Genomic DNA, 17,860 nt, shown 5'->3' on the forward strand with positions numbered 1-17,860 from the left:
CATTGCAGCCGTCAGGTCCAGGCCTGCTTCATCGGATTTTTGGGGTTGAAGCGAACACAGACGAGTTAATCGTTGTTAATTGTCCGCGAGACAAAGCGCTGGTCTGAACATTGCAGCGGGCAAAAATGCCGATCGCAGCATCACTTTCGAGCATTGCCGGCAATCTGCACGTTGCACTGACGCCAGAACCTGCGGAATATGTCCGCAAAACTGCGGATTAGAAGGCTTGCGTGCCGCTGACGCTGATCCGCGCTGCCCTTCACGGAGGCTTCACACGCCGTGGGCAGGATTATAAAAATTTCGCAGGAGTGAGCTGTTGAGTCTTCCCCCGAATCAGGCCCTCGGTTTCGGCCCCTATCGGATTCAGCCCGGCAAACGGCTGCTGCTTGAAGGCGAGCAGCCGTTACGCCTGGGCCGACGTGCCATGGATATTCTGCTGATCCTGCTGGCGCATGCCGGCGATGTCGTGAGCAAGCAGCAACTGATTGCCGGCGTGTGGCCGGACAGCGTCGTCGAAGACATCAATCTGCGGGTGCACATGGCGGCGTTGCGCAAAGCCCTGGGCGATGGTCAGGGCGGGCAGCGATACATCGTCACGGTGGCGCAGCGCGGCTACAGCTTTGTCGCACCGATCAGGCTGCAATCGATCGAACAGCACACCTGCGCAGAGACCGGCACCCGGCATAACCTGCCACTGCGCCGCACGCGAATGATCGGCCGCCAGCCGCTGGTCGACAGCCTGATCAGGCAGTTGCCACGCCAGCGCTGCATCACGCTGGTCGGCCCCGGCGGCATCGGCAAAACCACCGTGGCCCTGCGCGTTGCCGAGCAGATGATCGGCCACTATCGGGACGGTATCCGGCTGCTGGATCTGTCGCCGATCAACGACGCACGAATGATCTGCTCGCACCTGGCGGCCCTGTTGGATGTGGTGCCGCATGACAACGATCCGCTGACCCACCTCGTCAATGCGCTGCGCGAGCGCCAGATGCTGCTGGTGATCGACAACTGCGAACACCTGATCGACGCCATGGCACTGCTCAGCGAGAGCATTTTGCGCGGTGCGCCGCAGGTTCACATTCTGGCCACCAGCCGCGAGAGCCTGCGTGCCGAAGGCGAGTATGTGCAACGTCTCGAATCCCTCGATTACCCGCCGCCGATTGCCGTGCTTGATCGTGCGCAGGCGTTGAGTTTTTCGGCACTGCAACTGTTTGCCGAACGCGCCCTGGCCGCGCACGAGGGCTTCGAATTGAGCGACGCCGAGTTGCCCGATGCGCTTGAAATCTGTCGGCGTCTGGACGGCATTCCGCTGGCGCTGGAGCTGGCGGCGGCGCAGGTTGGAGAACTCGGCCTGCAGGGTTTGCTCAGCCAGTTGCAAGGGCGTCTGCCGGTATTGGCGACCGGCAATCAGAGCAGCGTGGAACGCCACCAGACGCTGCGTGCCACGCTGGACTGGAGCTTCAACCTGCTGACCGATTGCGAACAGACCTGCCTGCGCCGGCTCGGCGTGTTTCGGGGTGGCTTCACGCTGGAGTCCGCCGCTGCGGTGATCGGTGGACAGCACATCCAGCCCGGCGAGGTGTTCGGCTCAATCACCCAACTGGTCGCCAAATCGTTGCTCAACGTCGAAGTCGGTGACGAAGAAGTGTTTTATCGGTTGCTCGACACCACGCGCCGCTATGCCCTGGAAAAACTCGAGCAAGGCGCCGAACTCGCCGAAACCCGCGAACGCCACGCTGAACGTTGTCTGGCGCTGATGTATCAGGGGCAGACCGATTGGGAAACCACCTCAACCGCACTGTGGATCGAACGCTACGCACGCGGTCTGGAAGACCTGCGCGCGGCGCTCGACTGGAGCCTGAACGGTGCAGGCCCCAACGATGTGGGGATTTATCTGGCCGCGACCTCGGCGCCCCTGTGGCAAGAGTTGTCGCTGCTCAAGGAATACGGCGGTTACGTGCGTCAGGCGCTGGCCCTGCTGGAAAACGCTGCCGAACCTTGCCCTCGGGTGAAGATCGCGCTGAAGCTGGCGCTCGGCAGCGCCTGCTACCACACCTGGGGTGGTACCCCGGAAACCATCGCGGCGTTCGTCGATGCCCATGCGCTGGCGCAAGCGTACGACGACGTGGCCGGCCAGCTGCGTGCAGTGTCCGGGCACATGGCGGTCAACCTCAGCTGTGGCCACTATCGATCGGCGCTGGAACAGAGCGAACAGTTCGATCGCCTCGGCCTGCACGGCGACCCGCAGTTGTCGCTGAGTACACATCGCCTGCGGGTGTTGGCGCTGCATTACGCCGGCGACCAGCAGCAGGCACGCCTGCATGCCGAGCAAGTGATTCAGCACATGGCGCAAAACGGCAATCCCAACCGTTTCACCCATGGCTTCGGCGTGCAGTACGACCAGAGCGTCGCCTCGCTGACGGTGCTGGCCCGGGTGTTGTGGCTGCAAGGTTTCCCTGAACAGGCCTGGCGTACGGCCAGGCAGGCACTGGACATCGCCGTGCAAATCAACCACGGCACCTCGATCTGCTACACCCTGGCGCTGGCCAGTTGCCTGATTGCTCATTACAACGGTGACGCGCAAAACGCCCGTGCTTTGCTGCAGCTGTTGCTGGAGCAGGCGCAGAAGCATTCCGTATTGCTGTTCTATCGCTGGGCACGGCAATACGCGCAGGTCCTCGACGCCGATGCCGCCGTGCCAATAGCGACCGATGACAGCGGTCTGATCAGAGAAATCATGGTGACCCTGGACAGCCGCTTTGTTGATGATGCGTTGCTTGAGCGGGCACACAGCGGAGCTGCAGGCTGGAGCACGGCGGAGATTCTGCGGGCTCGGGCCGAGCGCATGTTGCTTGAACAATCGGCTTGCCCCGACAGCAGCACCCGGCAAGCCGAAAAGGTCTTGCTCCAGGCACTGTCGATCGCGCAAACCCAGGGCGCCCTGGCCTGGGAACTGCGCAGTGCTACTTCGCTGGCGCAGTTGTGGCAACGGCAGAACCGCTACCGCGAAGCACTGGAGTTATTGAACCCGATCTATCAACGCTTCACCGAGGGCTACGCCACCCCGGACCTGCGCAAGGTGCGCTGGTTACTCGACGAGTTGGGCCGCCAACTGCGAGCCTGACACCCAACGACTGCGGCTGACGAAGCGCGCATGCCGACGCTCGTACTCGTTGGATTCACCGCTGCGTTCCAGTTGTTCGCGGGCGTAACGACGGGTGGTGTTGAGCATGCGATAGCGCAACCCGGCACTGCCCCGCTCCACCGCCAGCAAAGACTTCTGCGCCAACCGATCAATCATCAGGGCCAACGTCGACGGGGGTAATAGCGCGCAACTGATGACGCCCATCGCCGCATCAATGGCAAACGCCGTTTTGAAGACCGACAGGCGTTGCAGCACCCGCTGTTCCTGCTCACTCAGGTGCTGATAGCTCCAGTCCAGCGCGGCTTTCAGGGTTTGATGGCGTGGCACGGCAGTACGCCGACCATGGCTGAGCAGCTGTAAACAATTGTCGAGTTGTGACTGCAAGCCGACCAACGCCAGCGCATCAATGTGCGCCGCCGCCAGTTCAATCGCCAGTGGCAGCCCATCGAGCCGCCGACAGATGTCGCGCACAGCATTGAGATCCTGTTCACGCAGGGTAAAACCCTGCTGCCGGGCTCGGGCACGACTGACAAACAATTGCACGGCCGAATAGCTCATGGTCTCTTCGACACTGCCCAACGCTGAGGACTTGGGAATGGCCAGTGGCGGCAGGGTTTGCACGGTCTCCAGACTGGCCTGCAATGCTTCGCGACTGGTCGCAAGAATCGACAACCGTGGCGCGGCCTCCAGTAAACGTTCAACCAGAGCCTTGCAGGCTTCACGCAGATGCTCGCAGTTATCCAGCACCAGCAAGCTGTGACGCGCTGCCAGCGTGACGAGATCGGTTTCGAGGGTGTGCAACAGATAATCGAGCAGTGGCGTGGCGTCGTTGACTACCGCCAGGTCCACCAGCCAGACCCCGTCGCGAAAATGCTGTAACAGCAACTCTGCAGCACGCAACGCCACCGTGGTTTTGCCGACACCCGCAGGCCCCGTCACGGTCATCAATCGGCACAGTGGCAATTGCCGCACCATCGAGCCCACCACTGAATCGCGACCGGTCACCGGCGTCAGCCGCACAGGCAAGTTGTGTTGTGGCGCTTGCAGGTGTTCCAGGGCCACGTGCTCAAAATTGTCGCCGTGCACCGGAGCAACGAAGCTGTAGCCACATTGCGGCACATTGACGATGTAGCGTTGGCCGTTCTCACCGTCACCGAGCGCCCGGCGCAGGGCGGCAATGTGGACGCGAAGATTGATCTCTTCGACCACCGAAGTGGGCCAGACCCGTGCAATCAACTCTTCCTTTCTGACCACTCGGCCTGCACGCTCGACCAGCACCTGCAGAATGTCCAGCGCCCGCCCGCCCATGCGCAGTTGCCGATCCCCGTCGAGGATCAGCCGTTGGCGCAAATGAAAGGCGTAAGGGCCGAAATACAGGACTGACGCCGAGTGCAAATCGTTGAGGCTGTTCATGCCAACTATCTTGGCAGCCTGCGATGACGGCACAACCTTCACACAGGGCGCAGCACGGACATCCGGGTGCGCACAACGGACAGAACCGCTCTAGCTGAACTGTTCGCGGTATTGCACAGGGGTAAGGCCGAGTTTTTCCGCGAACAACAGACGCATGTGCCGAACACTGCCAAAACCACTCTTGTAGGCCACGGTTTTCAAAGGCAGGTCAGTGGTTTCCAAAAGATTTCGTGCGCAGTCGATACGCGCACTTTGCAGGAACTCCATCGGCGTCATATTGATGTCGCGGACAAACGTCCGCGCGAAGTGCCGTGCACTCATGTTGGCCAATCCTGCCATGCGCTCGACAGTGAACACTTCGTCGAGATGGTCCAGGACGTAATTCTGTACTCGGGTGATCGGTGTTTCCTGAGGCGCCACCGCCGCCATCAAGGGGCTGAACTGCGCCTGTCCGCCTTGACGTTTCATCACCACCAGCAGCACTTTGGCGACGTCCTGGGCCAACTTCTTGCCGTGATCCTGCGCCACCAGCGCCAGCGCCAGGTCGATGCCGGCCGTGACCCCGCCAGAGGTGATCAGATTGCGATCCTCAATGAAAATCTGGTCGGTGGCGACGCTCGCCTTTGGAAATGCCTTGATCAGGCGTTCGGTGTAGTTCCAATGAGTGGTCACCCGATAGCCGTCGAGCAACCCGGCATGGCCGAGCACGAAGGCGCCGGTGCAGATCGAACCATATCGCTCGGCACAGGGCACGGCCGCTTTCAGCCAGGCCAGCAACGCCGGGTGTTTTTCGTTGTAAGCCCCCGGCCCTCCTGGCACCAGCAGCAAATCGTAGCGCTCAAGGGCTTGTTCGATATGCCGGTCGGTGTGTACCAGCACACCGTTGGACGCACGCAACGGCCCGCGCTCGGTGCCAAGGGTCGTCAGCTGATAGTGCGACTCCGGTTTCAAATAGCGATTGGCCACCGAAAACACTTCCAGCGGCCCGGCCATGTCGAGCAGCAGAAAGTCGGGGAACAACACCATGGCCACGGTTTTCATGGGGTACACATCACTGATAATGAAAAATGGACGGACAAGACTGGCTGAGCATTATGGCCAACTGCGGCACAGTCGTCGGAAAAAAATACGTGATCGAGCGCACACAACTGTCAACCAGAAACGGACAGTATTTCAATTTCCATCTACTTATTACCCCGCAGAGTAAACAGTAATCTTCTCCTCACTCGGACGAATTCACGTCCCACAAGGAGATTTCATCATGCTGACTCTTCGCAAAGCCTCCGATCGTGGCCTCGCCAATCATGGCTGGTTGAAGTCGTTCCACACCTTTTCCTTCGCCAGCTACCGCGACCCGCGTGAACAGGGTTTTTCCGACCTGCTGGTGATCAACGATGACCGCGTTGCCGCCGGTAAAGGTTTCGGCCAGCACCCGCATCGTGACATGGAGATCTTTTCCTACGTGCTCGAAGGCGCACTGGAACATAAAGACACGTTGGGCACCGGCTCGGTGATCCGCCCTGGCGACGTACAACTGATGAGCGCCGGCAGCGGCGTGGCGCACAGCGAGTTCAACCATTCGGCCACCAAACCCGTGCACTTTTTGCAAATCTGGATTGTGCCGGAGATCAGCGGCGCCAAACCGCGCTATCAGCAGGAGCACTTCAGCGCGCAGAAAAAACGCGGTCGTCTGCAACTGATCATCTCGCCGGACGGCAGCGATGGTTCGCTGACAGTGCGCCAGGATGCGCGGGTTTACGCCGGGTTGTTCGACGGCAAGGAAAGCGCCACCCTGAAACTGTCCGCCAACCGTTACGCCTACGTGCATGTGGCTCGCGGCAGTGTTGAACTCAACGGCCAGTTGCTGCAGGAAGGTGACGGCGTGCGGGTTCGCGAGGAACAGGCGTTGACCCTGAGCAATGGCGTGGATGCCGAAGTGCTGGTGTTTGACTTGCGTCCGCAAGAACTGCCGCAAATGCCATGAGGCATGGGCTTCCTAGCCAACAAAAACGGCCTTCGATTGAAGGCCGTTTTTTATTTTGGCAACACCGATGATGGCTGCTCGGCAGGCTTGGCTGCACCGACATCTTTGCCTGCCTGAACCGCCGCCAATGTTGTTTGTATCGCTGCATACAGGTTGGCCTGACTGGCGAAATAGCCACCGACGACAATGCTGACCACACCAAACAGATGCACAGCCGTTGCCATCCAGACGTTGGCATTTACGGTACCCGCCTTTTTGAGCGCCTCTCTGGACTCGATGGCAATGCCTTGAATCATCGAGTCGTAGCGTTTATCCCGTTCGACCTGAATGCGCTCATTCGCCTTGTCTCGCTCTGCCTGGGAGCAAAGGAACTCTCGAATATCGGCGTGCACTCGCTCTACCCGAGCATCCATCCTTGCCTCGATGGTCTCGATCCTGGCGTTGAATTCTTCACGGCTGATAGCGTTCATGATTTGTGTATTACGACCTTTGCTCAATGTGTCGAAGCTTTGATATTGCTCGAATTCCCTGGCTTTCAATCCGATCCCCTTCCCTGGGTTAGCGATACCTTCTCTGGCGCACCGATTTCCTGGCGCTGCGAGTTGCATCAACCTTAGGACTGGCGCTCCAAGCCCACAAGCCGGCAGATTCTGCTGTGGATGTAGGGCGTTTCGTCAGACGCTGTAGCTTGTCCAAAACGCTTTGAGCCGTCACTCATTCTCCAGTGCAAACGCCTCGACAATCTGCTCAATCACCGCCCTGACCCGTGCGGTGTGGCGCAAGTCCGCGTGGGTCACCAGCCAGACCTCATACGGTTGCGGGCGATTGCGCTCCGGCCAAAGCCTGATCAGGCCATCGCGCTCGCCCATGTATACCGGAATTTCTCCTACGCCCAGGCCGGCCGCAATCGAGCGGCGTACCAACAGACTTGAACTCAGGCTGGCGACAATCCGTCCGCGATGCAGCGGCTCGCAAACCAGCGTCATGTCCTTGTGTGTCTGCAAATACGGCTGGTAGACCACCAGATCATGGCCTTCGAACGCCGTACCCTGCGGCGGGATGCCATGGGCGTCGATATACGCCTGTGAAGCGAACAATCCCACGGGCCAGCGAGCAATCCGCCGCGCGATCAGATCGGGATTGTCAGGCCGGGTATTGCGCACAGCGATGTCGGCCTCGCGCTTGGCCAGGCTAAGGATCTGCGTGGAGGCGTCCAGTTCAACGCGCACGTCCGGATGCTGCGCGTGCAGGCGGGTCATGGCCGGGATCAGGAAGTCGATGGCCAGTGAGTCGGTGGTGCTGACGCGTACGTTGCCGGTCAGACGATCATCCAGGCCCTGAATCTGCCGCTCAAGTTCCAGCGCCGAATGCTCCATTTTTTCCACGCTTTTGAGCGCGGCTTCGCCGACTGCGGTCAGTGCGAAGCCGTCGGAGGTGCGCAGGAACAAGGTCGCGCTCAGGGACTTTTCCAGCGCCGTGATCCGTCGCCCGACGGTCGCCTGATCCACCCCCAGAACCCGCGCTGCGCCGCGTAATGTCGACTCCCTGCATACCGCGAGAAATACCCGCGCATCATCCCAGTTCATGCTGCCCCCAACCGATGCGAATTTGCATCACTATAAAGCCAAATCGCTGCATTACCGCAGCAAAGATAGCCGATATCCTGAGCGCCATAGACCTTCCTCAGGAATGCTGTCATGCGTACATCCACCTCAGCGTTACCGATTTTCTCAGGACTCTGCGCCAGCCTGGTCGGCATTGGTCTGGCGCGTTTTGCCTACACACCGCTTATTCCCTCGCTGATTCAGGCGCAGTGGTTTTCTGCCAACGACGTGGTCTACCTCGGCGCAGCCAATCTGGTCGGCTATCTGATCGGCGCCCTGCTCGGCCGGCCGATAGCGCGGCAACTGGGCAATAAAAACGCCCTGCGACTGATGATGCTGCTGGTCACCGCAGCGTTTTTTGCCTGTGCATTTCCATTGTCGGTGATCTGGTTCTTTGGCTGGCGGTTGTTGTCGGGGATTACCGGCGGCGCAATTATGGTGCTGGTGGCGGCGACTGTTCTGTCCCACGTGCCGGCATCCCGCAAAGGACTGGCCAGCGGTGCGATTTTTCTCGGTATCGGCCTGGGCATCGCCGCCTCCGGAACCATCGTCCCGCCCTTGTTGAATATGGGCCTGCACGCCACCTGGTTGGGACTGGGCGGATTGTCGTTGTTGCTGACCGCAATAAGCTGGTTTGGCTGGCCTGCTGATCTACCGCACCCGACCGCCACTCACGCAGGCGCGACGGTTGAGCCAACCCCCTCCGCCGTCTATTTGCTGTTCGGCCAATACGCATTCATGGCCGCAGGTCTGGTGCCGGCCATGGTGTTTCTGGTGGATTACGTGGCTCGCGGGCTCGGTGCCGGGGCGCAGATTGGTGCACTGATTTGGGTGATGTATGGCCTGGGCGCAATTGTCGGCCCGGTAAGTTACGGCTTTCTCGCGGATCGGCTTGGCGCGCGGATGGGCATTCGGCTGGTATTGGTGGTGCAGGCGATTGCGCTGGGACTGCTGGCGGTTTCCCACTCTTTCATGGCGTTGGCCGTACTGGCAGTGATCATCGGTTCATTCCCGCCGGGCATCGTCCCGCTGGCCTTGGCCCGCGTGCATGAACTGGTACCGGATCACCATCGCCAGCAAATCGCCTGGAGCCGCGCCACCGTATCGTTTGCCACGTTTCAGGCGCTGGCCGGTTTTGCCTATTCGGCGCTGTTCAATGCCACGGGCGGTCAGCACGCAATGCTTTTCGTGATCGCCGCCGGGGCGATTGTCGTGGCGATTTTGTTGGAGCACGCCCTGAAATGGCTGCCCTCAGCGACTGAACCACGCGTCTGTGAAAATTGAAGGGAATCATTGCCTGCGGGCTGCGCTCCCATCTTCAGAACCTCAAGCAACAGGAATCGACATGACTTTGCCCAACGAAATGACCCGGATCGAAATCACTGAACCCGGTGGCCCGGACGTCTTGCAAGCCAAACGTGTGCCCCTGCCCGTCGCTGCAGCCGGTGAAGTGCTGATCCGCGTGCATGCCGCCGGAATCAATCGCCCCGACGCCCTGCAACGGGCCGGTAAATACCCGATGAAGCCGGGCATGAACCCGATCCCCGGTCTGGAAGTGGCCGGCGAAGTGGTGGCGCTGGGTGCCGGTGTCAGTCAGTTTGCCGTGGGGGACAAGGTCTGCGCACTGACCAACGGTGGCGGTTACGCCGAATACTGCAACGTCCCGGCCGGACAAACCCTGCCGATCCCCGATGGACTGGATTGGGTGCAGGCCGCCGCTATCCCGGAAACCTTCTTTACCGTGTGGGCCAACCTGTTCGGCCTCGGCGACGTTCAGCGCGGTCAGCGCGTGCTGATTCACGGCGGCACCAGCGGCATCGGCACCACCGCGCTGATGCTCTGCCGCGAGTTCGGCATCGAAGCCTTCGCCACCGCAGGCAGTGCCGATAAATGCGCGGCAATCAGCAAACTGGGTGGGCAGCCGATCAATTATCGCGAGCAGGATTTCGCCACGGTCATCGCCGAAAAAACTGCTGGCCAAGGCGTTAACGCGATTCTCGACATCATGGGCGCTTCGTACCTCAACGGTAATGTCAGCGCGCTGGCGATGGATGGCCGGCTGGTGATGCTGGGCTTTCTCGGTGGCGGCAAGGCCAACGACATCGACCTGCTGGCGATCATGGCCAAGCGTGCGGTGATCACTGGCTCATTGCTGCGTGCGCGAACCGCTGAGGAAAAGGCCGAAATTGCCGAGCAACTGCGCGAACACGTTTGGCCGGCGCTGGCCGCCGGACGCTGCCTGCCGATCATCGACAAGGTTTATTCGCTGAACGATGCGGCCCAGGCGCATGCGCGCATGGAAGGTGGCGACCACATCGGCAAAATCGTTCTGCGCGTGGGCTGAGCCGCAGCATTTTGTAATCGTTGCGAGTAGACGGTGATCGAAAAAGTCACGCGCAGACCGAGCCTTCTGGTAAAAAGCCTTCTTTGTCTGCGCTGTGGTGAACCGTTTAATGTTCCTGTCCTTCATGACCCGTTTGCGTCGTCGCCGTCTGGCGTTCGCCTGCATGGCTGCGCTGATCATTGGCGTGCCGACGAGTTGTGCGGTGCTCGAGCACACCGAGCGCAAACTGCTGTTTCGCATCGAACCGGGCACGGCCGGCTGGTATCACGGCTTGCCGGGCAGCGTGCAGGAACTCGACTTGCAGCCCAAGAGCTTCAAGGCCGGGCAGAATATTCATGCCTGGTGGTGGCCTGCGGAACGACCGAACGCTCCGGCGATTCTCTATCTGCATGGCGTGCGCTGGAACCTCACCGGACAGCTGTTCCGCATCGAGCAATTGCGCGCGGCCGGCTACTCGGTACTGGCCATCGACTACCGTGGTTTCGGCCAGAGCAAGGGCGATCTGCCTTCGGAAAGCAGCGTGTATGAAGACGCCCGTGTGGCGTGGGAGCGCTTCAAACTCCTGCAGCCCGACCCGAGCAAGCGCCTGATCTACGGCCACTCACTGGGTGGCGCCGTGGCTATTGATCTGGCCGCCGAACTCGGCCAGGACGCCGCACGGGACAAGACACCGCTGCCGGTCAAAGGTCTGGTGATCGAATCGACCTTCACCTCTCTCGCCGACGTGGCTGCCGCCGTGGCCAACACTTCGCTACCAGTGCGCTGGCTGCTGTCGCAGAAATTCGACTCCATCGACAAGATCGCCGAGATTCACATGCCATTGCTGGTGGTGCACGGCATGGCCGACGCATTCGTGCCGCCACGTTTCAGCGAGCAACTGTTCAACGCCGCCCGACAACCGAAACGACTGCTGTTGGTGCCGGGTGCCACCCACAACAACAGCATGGCGCTGGGCGGGCAGAATTATCGCAAGGCGATCGATGCGATGATGCAGTCCAAACCCGCGCCGCGCGTGGCCGGCCCAGCATTGGTGCGCAGCGCGCAGGATTCCTAGCGATAGCCGCGAGCCTGCAGATCGAACAGCTTGGCGTAGTGCCCGTTTGCAGCGATCAGGCTGTTGTGATCGCCCTTCTCCAGTATCCGTCCGCCCTCCAGCACCATGATCTGATCGGCATTGCGCACACTGGAAAAGCGATGGGAAATCAACAAGGTCATGCGCCCTTCGGTGTGTTGGCTGAAATGCTCGAACACTGCCGCTTCCGCTGCCGGATCCAGCGCCGAGGTCGGCTCGTCGAGAATCAGGATGTCGGCATCGCGGCGCATATAGGCCCGAGACAAGGCAATCTTCTGCCATTGCCCGCCCGATAACTCCTGACCGCCAGCAAACCAGCGGCCCAACTGCGTGGCATAGCCACGGTCGAGGCCTTCAATGAACGGCGCGGCCATGCCTTCGGCCGCTGCGGCCTGCCAGCGCGATTCATCGTTGAACGCCGAGGTATCCCCCACGCCGATGTTTTCGCCCACGGTGAACTGGTAGCGAATGTAGTCCTGAAAAATCACGCCGATACGCCGCCGCAATGTGTTCTCTTCCCAATCCTGCAAATCGCTGCCATCAAGCAGAATCCGCCCCTGATCGGGCCGATACAGGCGCGTCAGCAATTTGATCAGCGTGGTTTTGCCTGAGCCGTTCTCCCCCACCAGCGCCACACTCTTGCCCGGCACCAGGTGCAGGTCGATGCCTTCCAGTGCTGCACGGCTGGCCCCCGGATAGCGGAAACCGACGTTCTCAAAACGCAGGCCATCACCCGGATGCGCGCCGACGGTGAGATGACCGCAATCAGCCAACACCGGTTCGGCCAGATACTCATACAGGCTCGACAGGTACAGACCGTCCTCATACAAACCGCTGATCGCACTCAGGCTGCTGCTGACCGCACTCTGCCCCTGCTTGAACAACACCAGGTACATGGTCATCTGACCGAGACTGATATTGCCGTGCACCGCATCGATCACCACCCAGGCATAAGCCAGATAGAACGCCCCTGTACCGAGCAAGCCGAGACCGAAACCCCAGCCATCACGACGCAATGTCAGGCGCCGATCCTCGGCGTAGAGCTTGGCAAAAGTGTCCCGATAACGCTGCAGCAGCAACGGCGCAAAGCCGAACAGCTTGACCTCTTTGATATAGGCTTCGTGGGACAGCAAGGTTTCGATGTAATTTTGCTGCCGACTCTCCGGGGCCCGGCGGGTGAACAGGCGGAAAGCGTCGCCGGAGAAATGCGCCTCGGCAAAGAACACCGGCAACGCGCCGATCACCAGCAACAGCAGTGCCCACGGCGAAAAATGCACCAGCAGCACACCGAAGCTGATCAACATGATCAGGTTCTGGATCAGCCCCAGCGACTTCATCACCAACGCCAGCGGCCGGGTCGAGGCTTCGCGGCGCACGCGCACCAGCTTGTCGTAGAACTCGGAGTTCTCGAACTGCACCAGCGACAGGGTCTGCGCCTTTTCCAGAATCAGCGTGTTGACCTTCTGCCCCAACTGCACCCGCAACAATGACTGCTGCACCGAGAGCGCCCGTTGCGTACCGGACAACAACGCCAGCACGCCCGCCTCCATCAGCACATAACGCAACACCGGCCACAGGGGTGCATCGCCCTGTTGCGCGTGCAACTGCATCGCCGTCACCACCGCATCGACAATGCGCTGACCCAGCCATGCGGCCAGCGCCGGCAGGACACCCGCTATCAGGGTCGCCAGCACCAGGCCCAGAAATAACCCGCGTGAGGTCGCCCAGACCAACAGCAAGGCGCGCCGGGCCTGATCGAACAGGGCGTTGAAGCGGGAAATCAAAGGCATGGCAGAACAAGCTCGATAGGTCGTACAGGGTGTCATGGTACTCCGCAGGTTTTATCCGTGCTGAAGCGCGGCGTTTTCAGAAGAAAAACATCTGGAAAAACTCTGGCCGTTGCGGCGTCCAATGCTTTGCTATGGTTTAACCGCCTTTCGCGGAACCTGGCGAACATCGCCTCTCTCCGCGCCTACTGCCAGGAACGCCATCATGCGAATCAATCCCTACCTGATCTTCAACGGCAACTGCCGTGAAGCCTTCACCTTTTATGAGCAAGCGCTGCAAGGAAAACTCGAAGCAATCATGACCTTCGGCGAAACACCCGCCGCCGAACACGTACCGAAAGAGCACCACAACCTGGTCATCCATACCTGCCTGAAGGTTGGCGACCAGATGATCATGGCCTCGGACACCACGCCTGACCGGCCGACCGGGGGTATGAGTGGTTGCTCGATTTCACTCAACGTCGACAGCATTGCCGAAGCCGAGCGGGTGTTTAATGCACTGGCCAAGGACGGTCGCGTCGATATGCCGCTAGAGGCGACTTTCTGGGCCGCCCGGTTCGGTATGCTGGTCGATCGCTTCGGCGTGTCGTGGATGGTCAATTGCGAGACTGACAAGTAACGCCGACGTTTCGTCAGGCATGAAAAAGCCCAACCTCTTCAGGTTGGGCTTTTCGATTTATCGCTGGGCCAGCTCATGCCGCACGCATTGTTCGTAATAGGTCTGCTTGACCGCTGCAGGTTTGAGCTTCGACGTGCTGTTGTAGGTCTGCTCGGTAATCCCCATTGCCGTCATGCGCATCCACGGTTGCTGGAACTTGCGCACCTGCAACTGCTTGCGCGCGCCGTACAACGAGATCCCCGAGAGCTTCGACTGTTGTGCGCCGGCGGCGATGTCCGAGCCCCACGTACAGGCAAACCGGTGACTCTTGCTCAACTCTCTCGCTTCAATGGCCGAAGCGAAAGCAGCCAGGGAAAGCGTTGCAACGGTTATGACAATCGTCCGCATATAGCCAACCTAACCTTTTGAAAAAAGGCGATTTTGCCGGGGAAGCCCAAGCCTGGGGGCCAGCAAATTGCCGCATTCGCGAGATTGATCCGGGCTTGCGACGCGGTCAGCGACCGTTGCGGACCTCAACCCGCAGACGCTCGGGGCCCGCTTCCGAGCATTCGATAGTGACCGGCAAGAAGCGCTCGATCACCGCGATGTTGCTGTGCAGATGCTCGGTCATTCTTGGGGTAGTGAATGATCCGCCACCGGCCAGCGCCATCGGCAGCAGCAACTGGTCGGCGAGGTGTTCCGCCACCGCAGCGTCACTGCGTAACCAGTCTGTCGCTTGATTGATTGCGCTATCAGCGACCTTCTCCGCCCGTAACAACACCTGGCCAAAGGCACTGAAGACTTCGGTGACCTGCTCGAACACGTACTCCAGTAACAGCACGTTACCGGGGCCACGCGCCGGGTCGAGCGTGATCGGATGCAAAGTTTCCGCTGCCCAGCGCATGCGTTTCGCCACCTGATTCAGTTCACGCTCGGCGACGCTCGGTGCGAGACCGGCCGTCAGCGCCAAGGCTTGCTGCGACAGCAGCGCCCCACGCTCACACAGGTCCAGCGGCGTCAGTTGCGACGGCTGCACCGTGACGTCGATCTCACCGCCACCGGCCGGGACAAAGCCGTGACGCAGCAGATCCAGCTCAATGCCGGCACCCATGCGCCGCATCAACGGCAACCAGCTGCGCGTAAGGAAATCGACAGGCGGCGCCAACGGATTATGCGTACCGCCGCTGATCCGTACGCGACTTGTGCCCGGCGCCTGCAACAGTGCCGGCAGCAATGTCTGCAACACCAACGTGCAACTACCGGCCGTGCCGATCGCAAACCGGTAATCACCCGAACGAATCGCTCCCGGCTCGAAGCGCAACTCCTGCGAGCCCAGTTCCGCTCCCGCGATCCGTGCGCCGCAGACTTCGGCGGCCGCCATCACTGCCGTCAAATGCTGGCGTAACAATCCCGGCCGACTGCGGCGGGCACGAATCTGTTTAATGCGAAACGCCTGGCCCGTCACCATCGACAGGCTCAGCGCGCTGCGTAACACCTGACCGCCGCCAATCGCGCCGTCCAGTTCAATCACTTGCGGTTCCATTTCAATCCTTACGCATACAACCTGACGATGTCCCTGAGGTAGTCATCCAGTCGTCGCGAGTCTTCCTGAGTTCTGAGTAATGTGGGCACATCGCGTTCGAGTTCGGCATTGATGAACCTGTGCAGTGCCGGACGACGCGGGCCGTAGGCGCGCTCGTCGGCATTGCGTTTAAGTGCCAGCAGCTCGTCGACTTCAGCCAGCAGTGCGCGGTCGTCGACCGTGGTCAGCAGGTCGGCGAAGGTCATCGGTGGACGCCCACGCCCCTGATCGATCCAGCGCACCGCCAGCAACGGCCGCAGCACGTAGAAGTACTTCTTGAACCGTACGCTGTCGCCTTGCAGGTACTGGCGAAAGTTGTTTTTCGCCATCGACAGATAGTGGTTGCGGGCTGCCGGCGGGCTGTAGAACGCTTCGGCCAGCTCACGCAGTTGCGCAACCTGCGCGCTTTCGCTGCGGTACACCAATGGCGAGTCGAGCCACTCCAGCAACGTCGGATTGGACTTGCGCAATAACCCGAGGGTCTTGCGCAGTTCCCAGCCGCTGACGTCCAGCTCATCGTCCAATGGCCGCTCGATCACAGCGCGCGGCGTGTCGACCTGAACGAACCACTGCGGTTTTTCCACGTACACGAACCGCACGTCGTAATCGCTGTCGGTCGAGGCAAAGCCCCAGGCCCGACTGCCGGACTCACAGGCGTACAACACCGTGACATTGCGCTCGCGCTCTACACGCGCCAACTCTTCCAGTACCCGCGCACGCATCGTGGCGCACAGCGGGTGGCGTTCTGCAAATTCCATAACTGCTGATCCTTTTATCCTTTGACGCACACCACTTGCCGCAGGGTGTGCAGCACTTCCACCAACTCGCGCTGGGCGTGCATGACTTTGTCGATGTCCTTGTAGGCCATCGGAATTTCGTCGATCACCGCTTCATCCTTGCGGCACTCGACATGCGCCGTGGCGCGGATCTGGTCTTCGACGGTGAATGTATTCTTTGCCTTCGTTCGGCTCATGGTGCGGCCGGCGCCGTGGCTGCAGGAGCTGAACGACTCTTCGTTGCCCAGGCCGCGCACAATGAAACTCTTGGCGCCCATCGAACCCGGAATGATCCCGAGTTCACCTTTCTTCGCCGACACCGCGCCTTTGCGGGTGACCAGGATTTCTTCGCCGAAATGCCGCTCTTTCTGCACGTAGTTGTGGTGGCAGTTGACCGCTTCCAGCGCCACCTCGAACGGCTTGCGAATGATCTGGCGCGTGGCCTGAATCACCGCGCGCATCATCAATTCGCGGTTCTGTCTGGCGAAGTCCTGCGCCCAGCTCACCGCTTCCACGTAATCATCGAAGTGCTGGCTGCCTTCTTCGAAGTACGCCAGGTCACGATCCGGCAAGTTGGCGATGTGTTGCCGCATATCCGCCTGAGCCATCTGAATGAACAGGTTGCCAATGGCGTTGCCGACACCGCGAGAACCACTGTGCAACATGAACCAGACCCGGTTGGCTTCATCCAGGCACACTTCGATGAAGTGGTTGCCGCTGCCGAGCGTGCCCAGATGCCCACGGTTGTTGGTGTTGGTCAGTTTCGGGTACTTGTCGGTGATCAGTTTGAAACGTGGCTGAAGCCCCGCCCAGGCCTGATCGGCTTGCTGCGGAATCTCGTCCCATGCGCCCTTGTCGCGCCGAGAACGGTTCGAACTGCGGCCATGGGGCACCGCTTGCTCGATGGCGCTGCGCAGACCTTGCAGATTGTCCGGCAAGTCGGCTGCGGTCAGCGACGTGCGTGCGGCGATCATGCCGCAACCGATGTCCACGCCGACGGCCGCAGGGATGATCGCGCCCACCGTCGGAATCACGCTGCCAATAGTCGAGCCCTTGCCCAGATGCACATCCGGCATCACCGCCAGATGCTTGAAGATGAATGGCATCTTTGCCGTGTTCATCAGCTGCTCGCGGGCCTCGTTTTCCACCGGGACGCCTTCAGTCCAGAGTTTGATCGGCTTGCCGTTGGCGACTTCGAGCAGTTGGTAAGTGTGTGCTTTCATTTCTCTATTCTTTATTCGTTGGCCGATGATTCGGCGTTGTTCCGTCATGTGCAGCGACAAAAAAACAGACACTGTGGCTCTGCCAGTCGAGCCCCCGTTGCCGGGGCGGGATTCGAACCCGCGTTCCGATGGAGTACCTGTTGCATTCGCTGCCTTCTTTTTCAATAAGGTGGCACGACAAAAGTTGATGACTGTTGCGCGTCGCCGCGCACCGGGGTTAACCGGCCTCAGATGTACAGCCATCAGGCATTCGTGCCGTCACACACGCTGACAAGGGTTTGATGAGACGTCTTGGATGTAGTCCCACCGGCATTCAGCGCCTGTGACAAATC

General features: G+C 60.4%; 15 protein-coding genes. 6 read left to right on the plus strand and 9 right to left on the minus strand.

Going from position 1 to position 17,860, the window contains the following annotated elements; all coding sequences use genetic code 11:
• Positions 1–316 precede the first annotated feature (316 nt).
• Positions 317–3,124, plus strand: a complete 2,808-nt coding sequence (locus tag ACOYXG_RS16720) for an ATP-binding protein (RefSeq protein ID WP_460352891.1) — start codon at positions 317–319, stop codon at positions 3,122–3,124.
• On the opposite strand, the gene ACOYXG_RS16725 is transcribed toward ACOYXG_RS16720, so the two are convergent.
• Both ACOYXG_RS16725 and ACOYXG_RS16730 read right to left on the minus strand, forming a co-directional pair.
• Positions 3,089–4,558, minus strand: a complete 1,470-nt coding sequence (locus tag ACOYXG_RS16725) for an ATP-binding protein (protein ID WP_027611584.1) — start codon at positions 4,556–4,558, stop codon at positions 3,089–3,091. The genes ACOYXG_RS16720 and ACOYXG_RS16725 overlap by 36 nt on opposite strands.
• 90 nt (positions 4,559–4,648) lie before the next feature.
• Positions 4,649–5,599, minus strand: a complete 951-nt coding sequence (locus ACOYXG_RS16730; RefSeq protein ID WP_103367636.1) for a GlxA family transcriptional regulator — start codon at positions 5,597–5,599, stop codon at positions 4,649–4,651.
• 220 nt (positions 5,600–5,819) lie between these two features.
• Between ACOYXG_RS16730 and ACOYXG_RS16735 the strand changes: the two genes are divergently transcribed.
• Positions 5,820–6,542, plus strand: coding sequence for a pirin family protein (locus tag ACOYXG_RS16735; RefSeq protein ID WP_095136690.1), 723 nt, complete (start codon positions 5,820–5,822; stop codon positions 6,540–6,542).
• A gap of 50 nt (positions 6,543–6,592) precedes the next feature.
• Here ACOYXG_RS16735 and ACOYXG_RS16740 read toward each other — a convergent pair whose 3' ends face one another.
• Positions 6,593–7,081 (minus strand): hypothetical protein, encoded by a 489-nt coding sequence (locus ACOYXG_RS16740; protein WP_223849601.1) that lies wholly within the window; start codon positions 7,079–7,081, stop codon positions 6,593–6,595.
• Positions 7,082–7,252: 171 nt separating this feature from the next.
• Entirely contained in the window at positions 7,253–8,128 is an 876-nt protein-coding gene (locus ACOYXG_RS16745; protein WP_460352895.1) for a LysR family transcriptional regulator, read from the minus strand.
• Positions 8,129–8,239: 111 nt separating this feature from the next.
• Between ACOYXG_RS16745 and ACOYXG_RS16750 the strand changes: the two genes are divergently transcribed.
• From ACOYXG_RS16750 to ACOYXG_RS16760, 3 genes are all read left to right on the plus strand, one after another.
• On the plus strand, positions 8,240–9,430 hold the full coding sequence (locus ACOYXG_RS16750) for a YbfB/YjiJ family MFS transporter (RefSeq protein WP_460352897.1): 1,191 nt from the start codon (positions 8,240–8,242) through the stop codon (positions 9,428–9,430).
• 61 nt (positions 9,431–9,491) lie between these two features.
• Positions 9,492–10,490: an NAD(P)H-quinone oxidoreductase gene (locus ACOYXG_RS16755; RefSeq protein WP_150369105.1), complete on the plus strand. Its 999-nt coding sequence runs from the start codon at positions 9,492–9,494 to the stop codon at positions 10,488–10,490.
• A gap of 109 nt (positions 10,491–10,599) precedes the next feature.
• Positions 10,600–11,544 carry an alpha/beta hydrolase gene (locus ACOYXG_RS16760; protein WP_285375849.1) on the plus strand — a complete coding sequence of 315 codons (945 nt, stop codon included), beginning with the start codon at positions 10,600–10,602 and terminating at the stop codon, positions 11,542–11,544.
• Here ACOYXG_RS16760 and ACOYXG_RS16765 read toward each other — a convergent pair.
• Positions 11,541–13,352 (minus strand): ABC transporter ATP-binding protein, encoded by a 1,812-nt coding sequence (locus tag ACOYXG_RS16765; protein ID WP_103367631.1) that lies wholly within the window; start codon positions 13,350–13,352, stop codon positions 11,541–11,543. The two genes, ACOYXG_RS16760 and ACOYXG_RS16765, sit on opposite strands and share 4 nt — an antisense overlap.
• Positions 13,353–13,554: 202 nt before the next feature.
• On the opposite strand from ACOYXG_RS16765, the gene ACOYXG_RS16770 reads away from it, so the two are divergent.
• A complete protein-coding gene (locus ACOYXG_RS16770; RefSeq protein ID WP_097088705.1) occupies positions 13,555–13,968 on the plus strand; it encodes a VOC family protein in 414 nt (137 codons plus the stop codon).
• Positions 13,969–14,025: 57 nt separating this feature from the next.
• Here the strand turns inward: ACOYXG_RS16770 and ACOYXG_RS16775 are convergent, their stop codons facing one another.
• From ACOYXG_RS16775 to ACOYXG_RS16790, 4 genes are all read right to left on the minus strand, one after another.
• On the minus strand, positions 14,026–14,355 hold the full coding sequence (locus ACOYXG_RS16775) for a hypothetical protein (protein ID WP_007961262.1): 330 nt from the start codon (positions 14,353–14,355) through the stop codon (positions 14,026–14,028).
• 106 nt (positions 14,356–14,461) lie between these two features.
• Complete coding sequence (gene rtcA, locus ACOYXG_RS16780) at positions 14,462–15,490, minus strand: RNA 3'-terminal phosphate cyclase (protein ID WP_247269516.1); 1,029 nt, start codon at positions 15,488–15,490, stop codon at positions 14,462–14,464.
• An 8-nt stretch (positions 15,491–15,498) separates the two neighbouring features.
• Entirely contained in the window at positions 15,499–16,287 is a 789-nt protein-coding gene (locus tag ACOYXG_RS16785; protein WP_460352901.1) for a nucleotidyltransferase domain-containing protein, read from the minus strand.
• A gap of 14 nt (positions 16,288–16,301) precedes the next feature.
• Positions 16,302–17,528, minus strand: coding sequence for an RtcB family protein (locus ACOYXG_RS16790; protein WP_027611573.1), 1,227 nt, complete (start codon positions 17,526–17,528; stop codon positions 16,302–16,304).
• Positions 17,529–17,860 lie beyond the last annotated feature (332 nt).

It is taken from the genome of Pseudomonas sp. G3-39 (assembly GCF_054790485.1).

Bases quoted from the DNA above. Each gene is read 5' to 3' on its own strand.
- ACOYXG_RS16725 (WP_027611584.1), bottom strand. From the start codon at position 4,558: ATGAACAGCCTCAACGATTTGCACTCGGCGTCAGTCCTGTATTTCGGC.
- ACOYXG_RS16730 (WP_103367636.1), bottom strand. From the start codon at position 5,599: ATGAAAACCGTGGCCATGGTGTTGTTCCCCGACTTTCTGCTGCTCGAC.
- ACOYXG_RS16735 (WP_095136690.1), top strand. From the start codon at position 5,820: ATGCTGACTCTTCGCAAAGCCTCCGATCGTGGCCTCGCCAATCATGGC.
- ACOYXG_RS16745 (WP_460352895.1), bottom strand. From the start codon at position 8,128: ATGAACTGGGATGATGCGCGGGTATTTCTCGCGGTATGCAGGGAGTCG.
- ACOYXG_RS16750 (WP_460352897.1), top strand. From the start codon at position 8,240: ATGCGTACATCCACCTCAGCGTTACCGATTTTCTCAGGACTCTGCGCC.
- ACOYXG_RS16755 (WP_150369105.1), top strand. From the start codon at position 9,492: ATGACTTTGCCCAACGAAATGACCCGGATCGAAATCACTGAACCCGGT.
- ACOYXG_RS16760 (WP_285375849.1), top strand. From the start codon at position 10,600: ATGTTCCTGTCCTTCATGACCCGTTTGCGTCGTCGCCGTCTGGCGTTC.
- ACOYXG_RS16765 (WP_103367631.1), bottom strand. From the start codon at position 13,352: ATGCCTTTGATTTCCCGCTTCAACGCCCTGTTCGATCAGGCCCGGCGC.
- ACOYXG_RS16770 (WP_097088705.1), top strand. From the start codon at position 13,555: ATGCGAATCAATCCCTACCTGATCTTCAACGGCAACTGCCGTGAAGCC.
- ACOYXG_RS16775 (WP_007961262.1), bottom strand. From the start codon at position 14,355: ATGCGGACGATTGTCATAACCGTTGCAACGCTTTCCCTGGCTGCTTTC.
- rtcA (WP_247269516.1), bottom strand. From the start codon at position 15,490: ATGGAACCGCAAGTGATTGAACTGGACGGCGCGATTGGCGGCGGTCAG.
- ACOYXG_RS16785 (WP_460352901.1), bottom strand. From the start codon at position 16,287: ATGGAATTTGCAGAACGCCACCCGCTGTGCGCCACGATGCGTGCGCGG.
- ACOYXG_RS16790 (WP_027611573.1), bottom strand. From the start codon at position 17,528: ATGAAAGCACACACTTACCAACTGCTCGAAGTCGCCAACGGCAAGCCG.